This window comes from Mycobacteroides franklinii (genome assembly GCF_001853795.1).
In the GTDB taxonomy this organism is placed as follows: domain Bacteria; phylum Actinomycetota; class Actinomycetes; order Mycobacteriales; family Mycobacteriaceae; genus Mycobacterium; species Mycobacterium franklinii.
Genome location: NZ_MLIK01000024.1, coordinates 151,349 through 167,288, shown reverse-complemented (window position 1 = coordinate 167,288; position 15,940 = coordinate 151,349). Strand labels below are relative to the sequence as shown.

General features: G+C 65.8%; 15 protein-coding genes. 7 read left to right on the top strand and 8 right to left on the bottom strand.

Going from position 1 to position 15,940, the window contains the following annotated elements; translation table 11 throughout:
* Positions 1–51: 51 nt before the first annotated feature.
* From BKG76_RS20235 to BKG76_RS20225, 3 genes are all read right to left on the bottom strand, one after another.
* Complete coding sequence (locus BKG76_RS20235; protein WP_070939511.1) at positions 52–3,408, bottom strand: transglutaminase family protein; 3,357 nt, start codon at positions 3,406–3,408, stop codon at positions 52–54.
* Positions 3,409–3,583: 175 nt separating this feature from the next.
* Positions 3,584–4,030 carry a nitroreductase/quinone reductase family protein gene (locus BKG76_RS20230; RefSeq protein WP_070939510.1) on the bottom strand — a complete coding sequence of 149 codons (447 nt, stop codon included), beginning with the start codon at positions 4,028–4,030 and terminating at the stop codon, positions 3,584–3,586.
* A gap of 44 nt (positions 4,031–4,074) precedes the next feature.
* Complete coding sequence (locus BKG76_RS20225; RefSeq protein ID WP_070939509.1) at positions 4,075–4,521, bottom strand: nitroreductase family deazaflavin-dependent oxidoreductase; 447 nt, start codon at positions 4,519–4,521, stop codon at positions 4,075–4,077.
* Positions 4,522–4,578: 57 nt separating this feature from the next.
* On the opposite strand from BKG76_RS20225, the gene BKG76_RS20220 reads away from it, so the two are divergent.
* Genes BKG76_RS20220 through BKG76_RS20210 form a run of 3 tightly spaced genes read left to right on the top strand, consistent with a single transcriptional unit; the run spans position 4,579 to position 6,970 of the window.
* Complete coding sequence (locus BKG76_RS20220) at positions 4,579–5,568, top strand: permease (protein ID WP_070940009.1); 990 nt, start codon at positions 4,579–4,581, stop codon at positions 5,566–5,568.
* Positions 5,565–6,281, top strand: a complete 717-nt coding sequence (locus tag BKG76_RS20215) for a TIGR03943 family putative permease subunit (protein WP_070939508.1) — start codon at positions 5,565–5,567, stop codon at positions 6,279–6,281. Before BKG76_RS20220 ends, BKG76_RS20215 begins: the two co-directional genes overlap by 4 nt.
* An 11-nt stretch (positions 6,282–6,292) precedes the next feature.
* Positions 6,293–6,970, top strand: coding sequence for a haloacid dehalogenase type II (locus tag BKG76_RS20210; protein ID WP_070939507.1), 678 nt, complete (start codon positions 6,293–6,295; stop codon positions 6,968–6,970).
* Here the strand turns inward: BKG76_RS20210 and BKG76_RS20205 are convergent.
* Together BKG76_RS20205 and aspS are read right to left on the bottom strand one after the other, a co-directional pair.
* A complete protein-coding gene (locus tag BKG76_RS20205) occupies positions 6,967–7,875 on the bottom strand; it encodes a DUF389 domain-containing protein (RefSeq protein ID WP_070939506.1) in 909 nt (302 codons plus the stop codon). The genes BKG76_RS20210 and BKG76_RS20205 overlap by 4 nt on opposite strands.
* Before the next feature lie 5 nt (positions 7,876–7,880).
* Positions 7,881–9,674, bottom strand: a complete 1,794-nt coding sequence (gene aspS / locus BKG76_RS20200) for an aspartate--tRNA ligase (protein ID WP_070939505.1) — start codon at positions 9,672–9,674, stop codon at positions 7,881–7,883.
* A 115-nt stretch (positions 9,675–9,789) separates the two neighbouring features.
* Here aspS and BKG76_RS20195 point away from each other — a divergent pair, with 115 nt between their 5' ends.
* Entirely contained in the window at positions 9,790–10,371 is a 582-nt protein-coding gene (locus BKG76_RS20195; protein ID WP_131815833.1) for a hypothetical protein, read from the top strand.
* Between the two features lie 6 nt (positions 10,372–10,377).
* On the opposite strand, the gene BKG76_RS20190 is transcribed toward BKG76_RS20195, so the two are convergent.
* Positions 10,378–11,868 (bottom strand): carboxylesterase/lipase family protein, encoded by a 1,491-nt coding sequence (locus BKG76_RS20190; protein ID WP_407937669.1) that lies wholly within the window; start codon positions 11,866–11,868, stop codon positions 10,378–10,380.
* A 156-nt stretch (positions 11,869–12,024) separates the two neighbouring features.
* On the opposite strand from BKG76_RS20190, the gene ypfJ reads away from it, so the two are divergent.
* Positions 12,025–12,912: a KPN_02809 family neutral zinc metallopeptidase gene (ypfJ, locus tag BKG76_RS20185; protein WP_070939503.1), complete on the top strand. Its 888-nt coding sequence runs from the start codon at positions 12,025–12,027 to the stop codon at positions 12,910–12,912.
* Positions 12,913–12,925: 13 nt separating this feature from the next.
* Here ypfJ and BKG76_RS20180 read toward each other — a convergent pair whose 3' ends face one another.
* A complete protein-coding gene (locus tag BKG76_RS20180; RefSeq protein ID WP_070939502.1) occupies positions 12,926–13,933 on the bottom strand; it encodes an Rv2578c family radical SAM protein in 1,008 nt (335 codons plus the stop codon).
* A gap of 76 nt (positions 13,934–14,009) precedes the next feature.
* On the opposite strand from BKG76_RS20180, the gene BKG76_RS20175 reads away from it, so the two are divergent.
* The gene (locus tag BKG76_RS20175) at positions 14,010–14,441 is read left to right on the top strand and encodes a VOC family protein (protein WP_070939501.1); all 432 of its coding nucleotides are present in this window, start codon (positions 14,010–14,012) and stop codon (positions 14,439–14,441) included.
* Between the two features lie 41 nt (positions 14,442–14,482).
* On the top strand, positions 14,483–14,833 hold the full coding sequence (locus tag BKG76_RS20170) for a gamma-glutamylcyclotransferase family protein (protein ID WP_070939500.1): 351 nt from the start codon (positions 14,483–14,485) through the stop codon (positions 14,831–14,833).
* Here BKG76_RS20170 and BKG76_RS20165 read toward each other — a convergent pair.
* A complete protein-coding gene (locus tag BKG76_RS20165) occupies positions 14,815–15,936 on the bottom strand; it encodes an alcohol dehydrogenase catalytic domain-containing protein (protein ID WP_070940007.1) in 1,122 nt (373 codons plus the stop codon). The two genes, BKG76_RS20170 and BKG76_RS20165, sit on opposite strands and share 19 nt — an antisense overlap.
* Positions 15,937–15,940: the final 4 nt, after the last annotated feature.

The window sequence follows — 15,940 nt, the reverse complement described above, 5'->3', positions numbered from 1 at the left end:
CCCGAAGCAGGTGCTGCCACCGGCCGTACCTTCCTTCCCGTTCATGCGGTCCTACCTGCGTCCCACGGTTCTCGCACGGCGTAGATCCAGGATGCCAGGCGCCACCGCATCGGTGGACATGCGCGCTTGTTTCTCGCGCAAGTCTGACAAATCGACGCGGCCGGTGGTGTAACCGGTGGCATCGAAGCGCCGACCACGGCGTGCTTCGGCTGCCACCGCGTTGACGGGAGGGTCGTCGTAGGACCGGCCCCCCGGGTGCGACACGTGGTACGTACAGCCGCCGCGAGACAGGGCGTTGGCCGTGTCGATGAGCTCGAAGCGCAGCGGTTCGTCGACGGTGATGCTCGGGTGCAGCGCACTGGGCGGCTGCCACGCCCGGTACCGGACTCCGGCCACCTGCACATCCGGGTTGGCGGTGGAGAGCAACGGGATGGGTTCGCCGTTGCAGGTGACGACGTACCGGGAGCGATCGGCTCCGATCACCCGCACCTGCACGCGCTCGATCGAGGAGTCCACGTATCGCGCGGCGCCTCCCGCGGTGGCCTCCTCCCCCAGCACCCGCCACGGTTCGATGGCCCCGCGCAGTTCGATCTCGATACCGTCGAACACCGCGGTGCCGATCCGCGGGAACCGAAACTCGGTGAACGGATCGAGCCAGCTGGTCTCGAAGGCGATGCCATGCGCGCGCAGATCGGCCGCGACCTGCGCGATGTCGTGAATAATGAAGTGCGGCAACAAGTAGCGACCGTGCAGGTTTTCCCCGTGGCGGATCAACGGAGCACGCAAGGGCTGCTCCCAGAACCGGGCGACCAGAGCGCGGACCAGTAGCGACTGCACCATAGCCATCTGGAAATGCGGCGGCATCTCGAACCCACGCAACTCCAGCAGGCCCAGACGTCCACGAGCGCTGTCCGGGCTGTACAGCTTGTCGATGCAGAACTCGGCGCGATGGGTGTTTCCGGTGATGTCGGTAAGAAGATGCCGCAGCGCCCGATCGACATGCCACGGCGCGGCGCTAGCGGAGCCGCCCTCATCGGATGCGTCGCCTGCGGAGCGACCATCATGATCGGGCGCCTTGGTCAATCTATCGATCTCGGCGAAGGCAATTTCCAACTCGTACAACGCCTCTTCGCGCCCTTCGTCAACGCGGGGGGCCTGCGATGTGGTGCCGACGAAACGGCCGGAGAACAAGTACGACAACGCCGGGTGATGCTGCCAATACGTCAGCAGGGATACCAGCAGATCGGGCCGGCGCAACAGCGGTGACGTCGCCGGGGTACGACCCCCCAACGTGATGTGGTTGCCACCACCTGTGCCGGTGTGGGTCCCGTCCACGTCGAAAGACTCGGTGGTCAGCCGCGCTTTGCGTGCCTCGTCGTACAGCACCTGCAACTGCGCGGCCTGCTCGGCGAAACTGGCGGTCGGGGTCACGTTGACCTCGATCACCCCCGGATCGGGAGTGACGCTCATCGTCTCCAGACGCGAATCGGGCGGTGGTCCATACCCTTCGATCACCAGCGGACAGGTCACCGCCGCCTCGATACGTGCGATGAGATCCACGAAGTCGTCAACGTGTTCCAGCGGCGGCAGGAACAGATAGAGCAGACCGTCACGGATCTCCGCGACCAGCGCCGTGGTGGGCGCACCCTCGGCGGGCACCACCGCAGCCGCGGCGCCGGGGCGCGGTGCCTCGAGTTCGGCGGCGGCGCTGAGCGGGTCCGCCTCCGTCGGGTGCGGCGCAGGCTGCCAGGAGACCGCCTTCAGTGGGAGCCGCAGCCCGGCGGGAGAGTCGCCGTCTGCCAACACGATCCGGCCGCGGCGCAGTCTCCAGTCGGCGCTTTCCCAGCCGTCCTCGCCCCGATGCAGTGGCAGCACGTAGGCCGCCGGCTCGGTGACCGGCTCATCCAGCCGGTGCAGCAGGTCTGATCGCCGATCCGTCGCATCCTCGTGCGGCGCAAGGTCATCGACCGCTGTCACCGGATCTCCCGCGGGGCGCCGGACCGATGCGGCCAGCCGACTCAGCGGGTCCTCGTATGCCGCGCGCACCTGACTATCGGGCAGCCCGAGATCAGCCGCGAGCGCGGCGAGCAGCGCACGGTCGGCCCCTTCGGGTGTGGACCACTCGCGATCTTCGGCCCACGGGTCGGCCAGCAGCTCGGGGTCAGACCAGAGCGGTTGGCCGTCGCGGCGCCAATGCAAACCGATCTGCCACCGCGGCAGGGGTTCGCCGGGATACCACTTTCCCTGACTGCGCTGCACCAAACCCCTTGGTGCCCAGACCTCTTTGAGGCGAGCAGCAAGGCCGCTGGCAAGTACCCGTTTGTGGTCCCCATCCGCGGCGGTGGTCCATTGTTCGGAGACCTGGTCGTCGATCGACACGAAGGTCGGCTCACCACCCATCGTCAACCCGACCCCGGCCGAGTCGAGCCGGGCATCTATCTCCGCTCCCAGCGCGGTGACGGCCTCCCATGCCGACGCGGCGTACGGCAGGGTCACGCGCGGATCTTCGTGGACACGGGTGACGGTGTTGGAGAAGTCGAGGGTGGACTCGCACATATCGGTGGCGCCGGTAATCGCGGCGGATGTCGACGGATGCGGAGTGGCCGAGAGCGGTATGTGGCCCTCGCCCGCGAGCAGTCCCGAGGTGGGATCCAGACCCACCCATCCGGCGCCCGGAATGTACACCTCGGCCCAGGCGTGCAGGTCGGTGAAATCCGCAACCGGCCCCGAGGGCCCATCGATTGCCGCGATATCCGAGGTCAACTGGACCAGGTACCCGGACACAAAACGGGCGGCCAGCCCCTTCTGCCGCAGGATGGACACCAGCAGCCAGGCGGTGTCGCGACATGAACCGATGCCAACGGCCAGCGTGGTGTCGGGGCTCTGAACCCCCGGCTCCAACCGCACCGCGTAACCGACGTCCGCACACAGTGCCTGGTTGAGCGTGACGAGATAATCGATGATGCGGGTGGTGGGTGCCATGGTGAAGTTGGCGACCCAGGCCCGAACCAATTCACCCGGCCCAGAGCCGGGATCGGATTCGTCTACCGGTTTGAGATAGGGCTCGAGATCGGCCAACAACGCGGGCGGATACCCGAATCCGATGTGCTCGGCCCATTCCTCGATGAAGAAGTCGAATGGGTTGACCGACTTCAGATCGGCGATGAGTCCGACGGTGATGGACAGCTGTCGGGTGCGGTTCGGAAATACGACGCGGGCAAGGAAATTACCGAAGGCATCCTGTTGCCAGTTGATGAAATGATCTTCCGGGGCGATCCGCAGCGAGTACGCCTCAATGGGAGTTCGGGTATGCGGAGCTGGGCGCAACCGAATCTCGTGCGGGTGCACCTGCACGAGTCTGTCGAATGCGTAGCTGGTCCGATGCTCCAGCGCCACCTTGATGCCCATCGGCTGATCCCACCATAACCTGGGCTCACCCGCTTGGTCAGTGAATCAGGGCACGGCCCATCACCGTCCACCCGGAGTGGCGCGGGGACGACGGCATGTAGCTCGAGCGTGCGCATTCGGTTGAAAATTGGCCGAGAACCGACACCATGCGCACACTCGGTGCGACAGTTCCCGGCTAGCGGCGGCGCAGCTCGAAAATCGGGATGACGCGTTCAACCTTCCCCTGGTACTCACCGAAAATCGGTGCGAGCGCGACAATCTCCGCGTAGGCCTGCTCACGGTCCGGTCCGTCCAGCTCGACGGCATCAACCGCGTAGGTCTCCGATCCGACCTCGACCTGGGCCACCGGTTGGGCGCGCAAGTTGTGCACCCAACCGGGATCCCTGGGCGATCCGCGGAAAGAGCCGATGATGAGGGTTTTCCCGTCAACAGTGAGGTACACCAACGGACTCATCCGCGTCGCGCCGGTCTTCGCGCCCGTCGTAGTCAGCAGCAGCAGGTCGCCGTCGCCGAACGAGTCCACTCGCCCATCGTTCTGACGGAATTCCCGGGCGAGTTGCTCGTTGTAGGCCAGCACAGTTTCCCTATCGGGGATCCAGTGTGGATCGAGGTCATCGGTCACCCCGACAGCGTGTCACTCATGAGGACGCGGCCGGGGCGGTTCGGTTAGGTCCGGCGCAGCTCGAAGATCGGGATGGGCCTGGCGGTCTTCTCCTGGTACTCCGCGAACACGGGGACCTGCTCGACCACCTTCGGATACAGCGCGTCGCGCTCGTCAAGCGAAAGCTCGTGCGCGGCGACGTCGTATCCGTCGGTGCCGATGTCGATATGCGCATGTGGGTTCGCACGCAGGTTGTGCACCCAGGCGGGATCCTTGTCGGCACCACCGAACGAACCGACGATGTAGATCGTCTCGTCGATGTCGAAGTAGGCCAGCGGATTTAGGCGTTTCTGCCCGCTCTTGGCGCCGGTGTTCGTCAGCAGCAAGATCGGCACGCCGGCGAACTGTCCGCCGACGTCGCCGCCATTGGCATGGAACTCCCGGGCGATCCCGTCGTTGAATTCGTTGATCACGGCGGCGGGCTGCTCGTTGAAGGGTGTGTCATCGGTCACCCCACCAGAGTGCCACTGCTGCGCCGCGTTCTCAGGTTGCACTGTCAGGATGGCTGGGTGACGGTGGCCACCTCTCAGGATCGACGTTGGTTCGGTTCGACCGAAGTCCTGGTGGTGGCACTCATATCGATGGCCCTGGCAGCGGGCTGGTTACGTGGGATCGTCGACGGCAACGAGAAGCTCGCTACCGCCGGAACGGTGTTCTGCGGGGTGTTCGTCCAGGCCGTCCCCTTCCTTGCACTCGGCGTGATCGTGAGTGGCCTCGTCGCGACATTCGTCACCCCGGAACGGCTAGCCCGGTGGCTGCCGAATCGGTCCGCCGCCGCGGTCGCGGTGGCCGGCATCAGCGGTGCCGCACTGCCCGGCTGTGAATGTGGTTCGGTTCCCGTGGCGCGCCGGCTGTACGGACCCGGATCCGTCGGTGCGGCCGCACTCACGTTCATGCTGTCGGCACCGGCCATCAATCCGGTGGTGTTGGTCGCCACGGCCGTGGCCTTCCCCGGTCAGCCGAAGATGGTGTTGGCACGTGCGGTGGCATCCCTGTTGACCGCGATGGTGATGGGCATGGCCTGGTCGCGCTGGGGCCGGGACAGTTGGGTGACGCGCAGGCTGCCCACCGCGCACGCCGGATCCTCCTCGCGCTGGACGACATTCACCGAGGCGGCGCGGCACGATTTCCTGCAGGCGGCCTCGTACTTGGCCATCGGGGCAGTCGCCGCGGCGGCTTTGCATGTGCTGGTGCCCACGTGGGTGTTCGAGCATCTGGCGGGCAATCTGGTGGTCGGCGTGGTGACCATGGCACTGCTGGCGGTGGTGCTGGCGTTGTGTTCGGAGGCCGACGCCTTCGTGGCCGCGAGCATCACGATGATGCCGCTGATTCCGAGGCTGGTGTTTCTCGTGGTGGGACCGGCTGTCGACGTGAAGCTCATCGCGATGCAGTCGGGCATGTTTGGGCGGGCCTTCGCGGCCCGTTTCGCGCCGCTGACATTCGTGGTGGCCACCCTGGTCGCCACTGGTGTCGGCGTCGCGGTGTTGGAGGCCTCATGAGACGCGATACCGAGAACACGCTACTGATCCTGTTGGGGGTCAGCGTGGCGATGATCGCGGCGACCGGAACGTTCACCCGCTACGTCAAACCCGGGCTATTGCCGTGGCTGGCCGGGTCGGCGGTCGTCGTGATCGGTCTCGGGCTGGCCGCCGTCATCCGCGATGTCCGCAACGGCCACACCGACCACGATCACGACGGTCACGATGGTCACACCCACAAGCACGGCGCCACATGGTTTTTGGTGCTGCCCGTCGTTCTGCTGATCTTCATCGTGCCGCCGGCCCTCAGCGCGCGCTCCATCGCTCCGGCCAACATCACTGCTTCCGTCAATACGCCCCGGCGTGCCTTTCCCCCACTGCCGCCGGGCGACGCGCCCACGGTGTCGCTGCCGGAGGTGCTGATGCGCATTGCCGCCGGCTCCTCGGACACCCTGAAGGGCCGCACGATCACCGTCACAGGATTCACGTTCAAAGAGGGCGAACGCACCGACCTGGCCAAGATCGTCATCGTCTGTTGTGCCGCGGATGCACAGTTGGCGCGCTTGCAGATGTCTGGGCCCGCCGCGGTTTCCGCGTCTGCGCTTCCGGAGAACACCTGGGTGTCGGTGACCGGAACCGTGCCGGACGGGCAGAGCTATCGTGGCCCCTCGTCGATTCCCGTCATCGAGGTCACCGGGGTAACTCGCACCGATCCGCCCAAGAGCACCTACTAGAGGGAGTCTCGTTGCGCTACAAGGCATACCTGTTCGACGTGCAGGGCACGCTGCTCGACTTCTTCGAGCCGGTGTCACACGCGGTTGCCGAGTACGCCCCCGACGTCGACGCCGCGGCATTCACGCGGGCCTGGCGCACAGACTATTTCGAGCGTGTCTCGAGTCTGACTCAGTCGGTCGACGACTGGACCCGGGTGCAGGATCTGTATGCGGCCGGTTTCGCCGATGTCTGCGGGACATTCGGACTGGCGCGCCCGGAGCATGCCACCGCGAATGCGGTCGCATCCAGCTGGCAACGGCTGGTTCCGTGGCCCGACGTGCCCGCCGGCCTGTCGGCCCTGCGGTCGCGGGCCGCCATCGCGACGCTCTCCAACACCGATATGGCCACCATGGTGAATCTGTTCAAACGCCTGGGCATTTCGTGGGACGCGGTGCTGACCGCCGAGGTGTTCGGGCACTTCAAGCCGCACCCGATGGTGTACCGGCATGCGCTGCGCTACCTGGGGGTGGAGCCCGGTGAGGCGGCGATGGTGGCGGCGCATCCATATGACCTGCGGGCCGCACGAGACATCGGTATGGGCACTGTCTTCGTCTCACGACCGGACGAATACGGTGACCCCGCATTCGCTCACACCGATCCCGATGCGGAGTTCGATCAGCGAGTCACCGACATCGGCGAGATCGTCTAGCGCAGCCCTCGCGGCCGCACCAGCAACACCAACACCCCCGCCAGAACGATGCCAAAAAGGTTGACCGCCAGCTGCAGCGCGGACAACCCGGCGATATCCCATTCCCCCACCGTGGCCGCCACCACCGCAAGTCCCGCCGCTGGCACAGTGGTAACCGAGATGAACACGCCCACCAGGGCTGCCGATTTCGCCGACATCAACGAGAGCATGCCCGCGGCACCGGCCAACAACGCGACCACCAATGAGAACGGCCCCACCTGGAACACGAAGTCGACCTGCTGCAGCTCACGCACACTCTTCAACGTGACCCACCCGGCGGCCTCGGCGGCCAGCGTGCCAACGGCGGTGACCCCCATCGCCACCGGGAAACCGACAAGCAACGCCAGTAGCGACCGCCGGGCCAGCGGCCATGTGCGCCGCACAATCGAAACCGCCAACGCGGCAAGCGGACCGAACTCGGGTCCAACCACCATCGCACCCACGATGGTGACCGGCGAATCGGTGACCACACCGACAGCGGCGATCAGGCAGGCCAGGCATAAGAAGGCCAGAAATGTCAGGTTGAGGGTGGACTCCTCGCGGGTGCGCCCGATCAGCTCGTCCCAGATGACGGCGTCGGCAGGGTCGCCTTCGGCGTCGTCCTCGGCCTCATAGGCGGTCTGCGAGATGACCGTGTCGAGCACCTCCGCGGTGATCGATCCACGCTTGTCGATATCGATCGACTTGAGCCCGTCGAGCACCTCATTGGCGGTCTCGCGAGCGACATCGGCAGTGATGACATCGCCGGCCGGGCTGATCGCAGCCTTGGGCACGCGGACGATGTGCGCGACGCCGGTGGTGGTGGACAGGAATTCCACCACCTGATCCGACAGGTCGGCAGGCGCGATCACCCTGACGTGCAGCACGGGCGCTACGCGTCCGCCGGCTCGCTCACTTTGTCGGCCTTTTCGGGTTTGGCGTCAATCCCGGATTCCTTGCGCTGGGCCGCCGTGATCGGGGCCGGCGCGTCGGTCAGTGGATCCACGCCGCCACCGGACTTCGGGAAGGCGATGACCTCACGGATCGAGGATGTACCGGCCAGCAACGCGGTTACCCGGTCCCAGCCGAAGGCGATGCCACCGTGCGGAGGCGCACCGAAGGCGAAAGCGTCCAACAGGAACCCGAATTTCTCCTGAGCATCCTCGTTGCTGATGCCCATCACCTGGAACACCCGTTCCTGAACGTCGCGACGGTGAATACGGATCGAACCGCCACCGATCTCATGCCCGTTGCACACGATGTCGTAGGCGTAGGCCAGTGCCGACCCCGGATCGGTGTCAAAGGTGTTCTCCGACTCCGGTTTCGGCGAAGTGAAGGCGTGGTGCACCGCAGTCCACGCACCCGAGCCGACGGCCACGTCACCGGCGGCAGTCGCGTCACCGGCGGGTTCGAAGAGCGGAGCGTCCACCACCCAGGTGAAGGCCCAGGCGTCGGGGTCGATCAGCCCGAGGCGCTGCGCTACCTCACCACGCACCGAGCCCAACAACGCGCGCGACGACTTGGCGGCGCCTGCCGAGAAGAAGATGCAGTCACCCGGGTTGGCGCCGACATGCGCGGCCAGCCCGTCACGTTCCGCGTCGGACAGATTCTTGGCGACGGGTCCGCCGAGGGTGCCGTCCTCGGCCACCAGCACATATGCCAGCCCCTTGTGCCCGCGCTGCTTGGCGAACTCCTGCCAGCCGTCCAGGGTGCGGCGTGGCTGATCGGCACCGCCGGGCATCACCACCGCGCCCACGTACGGCGCCTGGAACACCCGGAAGCTGGTCTCGGAGAAGTAGTCGGTGCACTCCACCAGCTCCAGCCCGAACCGCAGGTCCGGCTTGTCACTGCCGTAGCGGCGCATCGCCTCGGCATACGTGATGCGGGCGATGGGCGTCGGCACGTGATAGCCGATCAGGTCCCACAGTGCGACGAGGATCTCCTCGGCCAGCGCGATGACATCGTCCTGGTCCACGAAGCTCATCTCGATGTCGAGCTGGGTGAACTCGGGCTGCCGGTCCGCGCGGAAATCCTCATCCCGGTAGCAGCGCGCGATCTGGTAGTACCGCTCCATGCCGGCGACCATGAGCAGCTGCTTGAACAGCTGCGGGCTTTGCGGCAGCGCATAGAAGCTGCCCGGCTGCAGACGCGCCGGGACCAGGAAGTCGCGTGCTCCCTCCGGTGTCGACCGCGTCAGTGTCGGGGTCTCCACCTCGACGAAATCGTGGCGGGACAGCACGGTGCGTGCCGCGGTGTTCGCCTTGGAACGCAACCTGATTGCGTTGCCGGGCCCCTCGCGGCGCAGGTCCAGGTAGCGGTACCGCAGGCGCGCTTCTTCGCCCGCGGTCTCGTCGAGCTGGAACGGCAGCGGCGCGCTCTCGTTGAGCACCTTCAGTTCGGCGGCGTTGACCTCGATCTGACCGGTGGCGATCTCGTCGTTGGCGTTGCCATCGGGCCGGACCTCCACGACACCGGTGACCTCGACGCAGAACTCGGCGCGCAACCGATGGGCCTGCTCGAGCACCGCGTCATCGCGGAACACGACCTGGGATACGCCGGAGGCGTCACGCAGATCGATGAAGATGACGCCACCGTGGTCACGCCGCCGGGCTACCCAGCCGGCAAGCGTCACTCTCTGCCCGGCGTTCGACTCCCGCAACGAACCGGCGTCATGAGTGCGCAGCACGAAAGATCCCTTCGAAAAAAATCAGTGTTGAGACATTTGAGCCTAGCGGTCCGCGCTCGGGCCCAGGACACCGCAGTAGGCCAAATACCGACGTCCGCTCAGCTAATGTTGACGCGTGCGCAGACCCGGCGCTTGGCGCCCGCTTTACCGGTGGTTGACGGTGCTTATCGGGACGGCGACGCTGACCGGCCTGAGCAACCTACCCGCGTCCTCTGCTGATCCGAAATTCCCGGATATCTACAAGCTCGAAGTGGTTCCTGCCGCCACCTTCGCGAACCCCGACCAACGCCACCAGTACGGCGGGCAGCCGCCTGCTGATTTGGACTGGGACCTGCAATTTCGCACCAAAGAGGGTGTGGTGTGCGCGAATTTCTTCTGGAAGGTCTCCGGCACGCTGATCTGCCAGGGCCCTGTGCCGGGCGCACCGGCGGGCACGGTGGGCGTGGACCTGAGTCAGATCACATTCGACAATGACCTCGGGCCCGCGAGCTTCCGCACCCATCTCACGCCGAGATTCCCTGCGGCCGAAGATGTTCCACTGCTCGAACCGGGGCAACAGCTACGGGTGCTGGGCCCCGATTTCACCTGTGGGATCCCGGGCGACGGAGTGCTCGCCTGCCGATTCAAGCCCACCACCTACTCATCGAAGGCCGACCACGGATTCGTCATCGCGCCCGCGGGCAGCTGGGTGTTCTGAGACGGCTCAGTGCACCTGAGCCCAGGCGATGCGGCGCACCGAGTCCGGGTCTTCGATGGTGACATCGGATCGTGACCGGATGATCCGGGTTCGTCGACCGTCCGCGCCGTAAGTGGGCCAGTCCTGCGGCCCCGCTCCGGTGGCGAAGTCCAGCCAGGCCCGTTGCATGCGCCGCCCGACAGACGGCATCATCCGCGCGCCCAAGGGGCTCAACAACATGCCCACGAAGGATCCATAGCTGTGCTGGACGTGCACGATCTCGCTGCCGTGGGTGGCGCCCAGGCCAAGGAGCTTGAGTCCCCACGCGGTGTGATCGAAGCGGTACATGTAGGTATCGACGAAGGCGCTGTAGGCGTCGGCGAAGGCCCACATGGGGGCGGCGAACATGGCATCGGAGCCCACCGCGACGAGCGCCTGGCGGCTCGGATATCCCGGGTAGGAGGCGATGATCGCGTCTTGATACTCCGGGCCCACTCGATTGAAGTAGCCGTTGACCGTCGGTTCCGTGGTGGGCAGCATCGGCGGTTTCACACGGGCGAACATCGATGCCTCATGGCTGTTGGACCCGATGATGAGCGGCACCTGATGCACTTCGCCGCGCCGAGCCGCCTCGATTGGGTGATGCGGCAGCAGCTCGGTGCCGTGCGCGAGCCCGTATCCGAGGACCGGGGTGTCGGTCGCGCTCTCAATCTGCAGTTTGGCCGCGCCGCGGCGCAGTTCGCGCTGCGGCAGGACCTTGAGTCTGCTCGGGTCGGTGACGTCGAGTAGCTCGAGGTACCGATGTGCACGCCGGTCACGCAGCGCCTTGTCGGCGATCAGTGGCAGTGCCGGACTCTGTGCGATGGCGCGGCCGAACAGTCCTTCCGCCGCCGGACTCGCCAGCAGCGCCAGCACCGATGTCGCTCCGGCCGACTCACCGAAGATCGTGACGTGCTCGGGGTCGCCGCCGAAGGCCGCGATGTTGTCCCGCACCCACGTGAGCGCGGCGATCTGATCGCGTAGGGCCAGGTTGTCGTCGAAGCCCTCCCCCAGCGCGCTGAGTTCCAACCCGCCCAGGGCTCCGATGCGGTAGGTGACATTGACGACGACGACGTTGCCGTTGGCGGCGAGCCGCGCCCCGCTGTACAACTCCAGTTGGCCGGCGCCGAACACGAAGGCACCGCCGGGTATCCACACCATCACCGGCAGGCTGGCGCGCACGTCCGGCGACCACACGGTGAGAGTCAGGCACTCTTCGCCCCGAATCTTCGGGTCATCGCGTCCGGCGCCCACGAACGATTTTCCTTGTGGGGGCAATGGAGCGTGCTCGATGGCATCGCGCACGCCGTCCCAGGGCTCCAACGGCACGGGTGCCAGGAATCGAAGCTGCTCGACGGGCTGCTGCGCGTACGGCACCCCGCGCCAGACCGAAACCCCACCGTCGATGGTGCCGCGCAGATCCCCCAATGGCGTGCGGACGATTGTCGGTAGGGCGACGTCAACGGCCACGTATCGAATCGTAGTGCGGGTGGGGGCGAGCTGCCGGTGACGACAAGCCGAGCCGTGGGTGAAAAACTCGCCGACCCTCTAGCGACCCGGGCGTCGCTGGAGTATGCAAAGGTGGGCGGCAGCGCGAGCAACGATCGCCCCGGAACACATGGGAGTGGCAGACCAATGACCTTCAACGAAGGCATGCAGATCGACACCAGCACCACCTCGGGCGGTGGCATGGGCCGCGGCCCCAAGATGGCCATCGGCGGTGGCGTGGGCGGGTTACTGATCGCGGTGGTGGTGATGCTGCTCGGCGGCGACCCCAGCCAGGTCCTGCAGCAACAGGGCCAACAGCAGGTGGGCCCGGCCCAGGAGCAGACCCAGGATTTCAGCCACTGCAAGACCGGTGCTGACGCGAACAAGGCGCTGGACTGCCGCATCATCGCCACCGGCAACTCGGTGGACGCCGTCTGGACACAGATCCTCGGCCCGAAGTACCCGCGACCGAACGTCAAGCTGTTCAGCAACCAGGTGAATACCGGATGCGGTGCGGCCACCACCGAGGTGGGCCCCTTCTACTGCCCCGCCGACCGCACCGCCTACTTCGACACCAGTTTCTTCCAGGTTCTGGTTGACCAGTTCGGTTCCAGCGGAGGCCCGTTGGCACAGGAGTACGTGGTGGCCCACGAGTTCGGTCACCATGTCCAGAACCTGTTCGGCGTGCTGGGCAAGAACCATCGCTGCGCGGAGGGGCAGGCCGGCGGCGGCGTCTGCACCGAGTTGCAGGCCGACTGCTACGCCGGCGTCTGGGCGAAGCACGCGTCGACCACCGTCCAGGAAAACACCGGTGTTCCCTTCCTGAAGCCCTTGACAGATCAGGACATTCGGGACGCGCTGTCGGCGGCGTCATCGGTCGGCGATGACCGCATCCAGAAGCGGGCGACCGGACGGGTCAACCCCGAGGCGTGGTCCCATGGCTCGTCCGAGCAGCGCCAGCGGTGGTTCACACAGGGATACAGCACCGGCGACTACCGCACCTGCGACACCTTCAATGCCCAGAGCCTGAACTAGATTCAGGGGCCCGCTAGAACAGGGTGGGCTCCAGCACGGGCGCCGTTTTCGGTGTCCTCGCCGGAGTTTCCTCCCGGCGTGACGCCAGCCCGTACTTGCTGACCAGCGGCGCCACTCGCTCACGCAACCATGCCCGATACTCGGCGGGTACGTATGCACCCTTGCGGTACAGCTCGCGATATCGGCCGACAAGCTCGGGGTGGGAGTCCGATATCCAGGACATGAACCAGCCGCGTGTCGTCCCGCGTAAATGCAGAGGGAAGACCGTCACACCCGCCGCGCCGGCATCCGCGATGCGGCTCAACAGATCGTCGAGGTGCTCCACCGTGTCAGTCAGAAACGGAAGCACCGGCGCCACCATCACATGCGGTTCGAATCCGGCCTCACGTGCCGCGGCGATCAGCGACAGTCGCGCTTGCGGCGAGGGCACTCCGGACTCAACTTCCTGATGTAGTACCTCATCGCCTATGGCCAGTGATATCCCCAGACTCACCGGGACCTGCTGGGCCGCCTCGGCCAGCAGCGGTAGGTCCCTGCGCAGCAGGGTACCTTTGGTCAGAATTGATATGGGCGTGCCCGAATCTGCCAGCACCGCAATGACGCCCGGCATCAGCTGATAGCGCCCTTCGGCCCGCTGATACGGATCGGTGTTGGTGCCGAGCGCGACCGTCTCACGGCCCCATGACTTGCGCGCCAGTTCCTTTCTGAGCACCGGAACCAGATTGGTTTTCACCACGATCTGGTTGTCGAAATCAGCGCCGCTGTCGAACTCCAGGTACTCATGTGTCGGCCGGGCGAAACAATAGCGGCAGGCATGCGCACAACCGCGAAACGCATTGACCGTGAACCGAAACGGCAGCATCGACACGGCCGGAACCTTGTTGAGCGCAGATTTGCACAGCACCTCATGGAATGTGATGCCCTCGAATTCGGGTGTGCGCACACTGCGCACCAGACCGATACGCTCCAAGCCAGGGAGCGCGCCATCCTCGGCGTCCAGCGTCTGACCGTGCCACCGCATGCCTCTATGCGAACATATGTTCGATGCCCTGTCAATCCCCCGCGCCCTGTCAGAACGCGAATCTAGGCTTGGCGCCATGAAGCAGCAGTTGCACTTTGTCACCATCGCCGCAACGGATCTGGATGCCACCCGCGATTTCTATGGCGCGCTGGGCTGGGCCCCGCTGCTGGATGTCGAGGGTGAAATCATCTTCTACCAAAGCGCGCCGGGACAATTGCTGGGCTTCTTCCTCGCGGACAAGTTCAACGAGGATCTCGCCACGTCCGGCGATCATGCACGAGTCTCGGGAATCACGTTGGCGCACAACGTCTATTCCGCGGCAGATGTGAGTGCGTTGGCCGACGTCATGGCTGCCGCCGGCGGCACGATCCTCAAAGCTCCGCAGCCCAGCCAGTTCGGCGGGGTCTTCCATGCTCACATCCAGGACCCCAACGGGCTGATCTGGGAAATCGCCCACAACCCCGGTTGGCGGGTCGATCCCGACGGATCCGTGCACCTCGGCGGCTGACACCATACGCGTCCCCGACGGCGGCCTGATTGACTTAGGGCGTGACGGATACCGCGACCGAACTCCTGTTTTCCTACGGCACCCTGCAGCAGCCCGAAGTGCAGCGCACCACCTTCGGGCAGGAACTCGACGGACATACCGATGCCATCGTCGGATTCGATCTGGACTACGTGACCATCACCGACCCGCATGTCATCGCGAGCAGTGGCAGCGATCGCCATCCCATCCTGCGCCCGTCGGCCGATGCCGCGGCGGAGGTTCCCGGGACGGTTTTCTCCATCACGGCCGAACAGCTGGCCGCTGCCGACGAGTACGAAGTCGATGACTACCGGCGTATTTCGGTGCCGCTGCGCTCCGGCGCCACGGCCTGGGTCTACGTATTCGCCGGCTGATCGAACATGATCACTTGACGGATGGCCAGCCCGTCGGCAAGCAGATCCATTGCCTCGTTGATGTGTGCGAGTTCTATCCGGGACGAAATAAGTTTCTCCACAGGCAATTTCCCCGCTCGCCACAGTTGCGCGTAGCGCGGAATGTCCCGGGACGGCACAGCCGTCCCCAGGTAGCTACCCACCACGGTGCGCGCCTCCGCGGTCAGCGTCAGCGGAGAGACGTACGCCCGTGCCGCCGGGGCGGGCAGTCCAACGGTAACGGTCGTCCCGCCCGGTCGGGTGGCGGCGAAAGCCATCTCGAAGGCCCGCGGATGCCCGGCGCATTCAATCACATAGCGCGCCGTAATTCCTTGTTCCGCAAGCTCATCGGGTAGGTATGCCTCGGTGGCGCCGAGCTCTACGGCACGGACGCGTTTTTGCCCAACGGTGTCCACGGCGATGATTCTCTCCACCCCTATCGCCTTGGCGGTGATGATCGCGGCCATCCCGACGCCGCCCAGCCCCACCACCATGACCGCGTCCTTCGGTTCAGGTTTCGCGACATTGAGCACCGCGCCACCCCCGGTGAGCACCGCGCAGCCGAGAACCGCCGCGATATCGGGGGGTATGTCCATGCCGACCGGCACCACAGAGGCCCGATCGACCACCGCGTGAGTCGCAAAGGCCGATACCCCGAGGTGATGGTGGATGGGCGCACCCGCGCGGTGCAGACGCAGACCGTTACCCAACAGCCGGCCCGCGTTGTTCGTCGCCGAGCCGGCCGAGCATGGCAACCGCCCGTTCTCGGCGCAGGCCTCGCATTGTTCGCATCGAGGCAGAAAGGTCATCACCACACGCTGACCGCACCGGATGTCCGTCACCGCGGTTCCCACGTCCACCACGATTCCTGCCGCTTCGTGCCCAAGCAGCATGGGCAACGGGCGGATCCGGTTGCCGTCGACCACACTGAGATCCGAATGACAGACACCCGCCGCTTCGATCCGGACGAGTAGCTCTGTCGGCCCCGGTTCGGCCAGGTCGACCTCACCGACGGAGATCGGCCGTGACAGTGCGAAAGGCCTTGCCCGACCGGATTCTTCAAGTACGGCGGCAGTGACCTTCATCGAG

Excerpts from the sequence above, each read along its gene's own strand:
- BKG76_RS20235 (WP_070939511.1), bottom strand. The coding sequence starts at position 3,408 with ATGGGCATCAAGGTGGCGCTGGAGCATCGGACCAGCTACGCATTCGAC.
- BKG76_RS20215 (WP_070939508.1), top strand. The coding sequence starts at position 5,565 with ATGAGACGCGATACCGAGAACACGCTACTGATCCTGTTGGGGGTCAGC.
- ypfJ (WP_070939503.1), top strand. The coding sequence starts at position 12,025 with ATGACCTTCAACGAAGGCATGCAGATCGACACCAGCACCACCTCGGGC.
- BKG76_RS20180 (WP_070939502.1), bottom strand. The coding sequence starts at position 13,933 with ATGCGGTGGCACGGTCAGACGCTGGACGCCGAGGATGGCGCGCTCCCT.
- BKG76_RS20175 (WP_070939501.1), top strand. The coding sequence starts at position 14,010 with ATGAAGCAGCAGTTGCACTTTGTCACCATCGCCGCAACGGATCTGGAT.
- BKG76_RS20165 (WP_070940007.1), bottom strand. The coding sequence starts at position 15,936 with ATGAAGGTCACTGCCGCCGTACTTGAAGAATCCGGTCGGGCAAGGCCT.